Annotated in this window: 3 protein-coding genes; all 3 read left to right on the top strand. The window is 70.0% G+C overall.

The genetic code is table 11. From position 1 onward, the window contains the following. The first annotated feature begins 37 nt into the window (after positions 1–37). On the top strand, positions 38–1,000 hold the full coding sequence (locus tag U9980_RS19175) for a tellurite resistance TerB family protein (RefSeq protein ID WP_322769184.1): 963 nt from the start codon (positions 38–40) through the stop codon (positions 998–1,000). Positions 1,001–1,105: 105 nt separating this feature from the next. Further along, positions 1,106–1,585 carry an NUDIX domain-containing protein gene (locus tag U9980_RS19170; RefSeq protein ID WP_322751115.1) on the top strand — a complete coding sequence of 160 codons (480 nt, stop codon included), beginning with the start codon at positions 1,106–1,108 and terminating at the stop codon, positions 1,583–1,585. A gap of 426 nt (positions 1,586–2,011) precedes the next feature. Beyond that, positions 2,012–2,992 (top strand): YbhN family protein (locus U9980_RS19165; RefSeq protein ID WP_322769183.1); only part of this gene is annotated, 981 nt, incomplete at its 3' end.

Below are 2,992 nucleotides of genomic sequence, written 5' to 3'. Positions count from 1 at the left end.
GGCAGTGGCAGTGTGAGGTCACCGACAGGGAGGCGCCATGCCCGTTCCCACGGATGTCCGGCTGGACGTGCGGATCCTGCTCGATACGGGTGACCACCTGGTGGCCGTCTACCTGCCGGCCGAAGCGGCCCACGTGCTGCCCGGCGGAACCGTCGAACCCGGTGAAGGCGTCGGCGCGGCCGCGGCCCGGCACCTGCGCGTACTCGTCGGCAGCGACCGGGATGCACGCACGCCGCCGGCAGCCACGGCCGTGCCTGCGTCAGTGGCGTTACCCGCCTTCGTGGGCTGCGTCGAACATGCGACCGGGCCAGCTGAGCACCGCACGATCACGACGTTGTTTTCGGCCGACGTCCCGGCCGGCACGGACATACCCGCCACGTATCTGGGCGCACCGCTCGTCGCGCTGTCCCTCGGGAGCCTCGATGAGCGATCATTGACTCCCCCGGCGGTCGCCGCTGTGGCGATCCGCTGGCTGGAGGACCGCTGGCCGACGTGGCGCGGCCTACCGGTGTCCGAGCCCGAGCCGTGGTGGAACCATCTACGCGGGTCCGCACAGTCTTTCCGTGCCCAACTGGATGCCCGCCGACACGAACTCGACGACACGTCCTTCCGGGACGCCGCCGTCGCCATGTGCGCACTCGTCGCCGCCGCCGACGGCACCATCGACGCGCGGGAGCGGGACGCGATGGCGACCATCGTCACCACCGACCGGGTCCTGAGCGCTTTTCCACCGGACGAACTGCTCGCACTGTTCGACGCGCACGTGGCGGCGTTTCGCGCGGATGCCGGCGAGGCCAGGTCCGCGGCGCTCCGCGAGATTGCCAAGGTGCGCGGGCGCAGGGTGCGAGCACGGTCAGTCGTCCAGTTCGGAGCGGTGATCGGACACGCTGACGGCACGTTCGACCCGGCCGAGCGGACCGCCGTCCGACAGGCGATCGATGTTCTCGGGCTCGATCCCACAACCCTCGCAGTCCAGGCAGTCCAGGCAGTGCGTCCGTGAGCACCACCGACCGTCCCTGAGCAGCACCGACGTCCCTGAGCAGCACCGATCACCCCTGGCCACCACCGACCGCTCCCGACGACCGAAGAAAGGCGGGCCGACCCGGTGGACACCGTCACGGCAGCCATGTCCGCACCCAGCACGTCCAGCACGTCGGTGGTGTTGAGCGCACGTGTGCTCTTCACGACCGGCGAGCGCATCATCGTCGCCAACCGCCGGGGGCAGGCATGGTGCACCCTGCCCGGCGGGAACGTGAAGCCGGGCGAGCGCGTGGAGCAGGCGCTGCACCGCAAGATCCGGGTGGAGACCGGCCTGGCCGTGCGCACCCTTGACTTCGTGGGATGCGTGGAGCACTCGTTCGTCGAGGCCGGCCGGGCGTGGCATGAGCTGAACATGGTGTTCGCGTCCACTCTGTCACCGTTCGCGGAGCTCGCCAGCCGGGAAGAGGCCATCGACCTGGGCTCGCTGGCCGTGGCCGACCTCGACGCCTTCGAATTCCGGCCCGCGCACCTGCGGACGGCCATTGTGAACTGGCTGAGCACCTACCGTCCGGGCTGGTACGGCCCGGACGGCCGTACCAGCTGACGCGGGTAGCGACAGGCCAGGCGAGCCTGTTCCGGTCCGCGGGGATTCGGATGTCCGGATGGATCGGGTCGCACAGCCGATCCGCACCGGCCGTCTCCGTATCATGTCAAACACCGATCACGATCAGCCACCGTGACGAACCCCACGTGTGTAACAGCCGGGGTACGGCCGATCCCATTGCGTTCCCACACAAACCGGCTGTGTAACCGATGAATATCACGCTGTCCGCCGAGACGCCGGAATGAAGATCCGTCCACAGGATGTACGTTGTTCAGCATCCGTTATGAATCCCGATCTACCGTTGGCGCCATGACGCCCGGATGGGCAGCCTCCGAAAGAGCGGCCCCGGCAACAGCAGCTGCTGACGGCACCGCCGTCGTACTACCGCCGGTCGCCATACCCCACCAACGCACGACGCACCCATTAATGCGGGAACTGCCTGGAGAGGGCCTGGCACATCCGCTTGCGCTGACAGGAATCCGTTGGCATCGCGCTCGCGCGGGCTGGCTGCGCCGGCCCGGGGCCCTGATCGGGATTTCCCTCGCCGTCCCGATGACGCTGCTCCTCGTGATCAGATTTCGGAGCGAGGTAGCCGCCACGCTGTCGAACGTCCCGGCTCCCAGCTGGCCCTGGCTCGTGGTGTGCGGGCTCGCCTCCGCCCTGTTTTTTCTGGCCAACGCACTCGCCCTGCGCGCGGCCAGTGGGCTGCCGCTGCGGCTGCCGACGGCGGCTGGGGTCCAGCTCGCGGCCGCGGCTGCAAACCGGGTCCTGCCGGCGGGCCTCGGGGCGATCGCGGTGAACGTCCACTACCTGGAACGCCAGCAACTCACCCGGTCGGCCGGGCTGAGCGCCGTCGCCGCCGTGAAGGTCGCCGTCGCCCTCGCGCACGTGGCCGGAATCGTGCTCGTCGCCGGCCTGGTCGGCGGTCGGGGGCCGGGTAACGCGCTTGGCACGCCCATCGGGCCGATCACGCGACACGTCGGGTCCGGGCCGGTCCTGGCATGCGTTGCCGGCTGTCTGCTCGCCTGCGTCGCGGTCGGCGGGCACCCCCGGGTCCGGGCCCGGTTGGGGCCCCCGCTGACGGCCGCGGGCCGGCATCTTCTGCTGCTCGCCCGGTCACCTCGACGGACGGCGATCCTCCTCGCCTCCGCCGCCGGCACCAAGATCGCACAAATCGTGGCCTTGGCTTCGTGCGTCTGGGCGTTCAACGGTTCGGGGTCGATGCTGTCCATCGCCACCATCTACCTGATCGGTGCAGCAGTGGCCGGAGCCGTGCCGACAGCCGGCAACGTCGGGGCGCTCGAACCGGCCCTCGCCCTCGGCCTCACCGCCGCCGGGGGCGAAGCCGCGTCCATGCTCGCCGCCGTTCTCGTGTACAGGCTGATCAGCTACTGGCTCCCGGTGCTG

The organism is Protofrankia sp. Cr1, from assembly GCF_963555865.1.
GTDB lineage: Bacteria > Actinomycetota > Actinomycetes > Frankiales > Frankiaceae > Protofrankia.
Note: the sequence above shows the minus strand (reverse complement) of the source record. Positions and strands in the feature narration are given on the sequence as shown.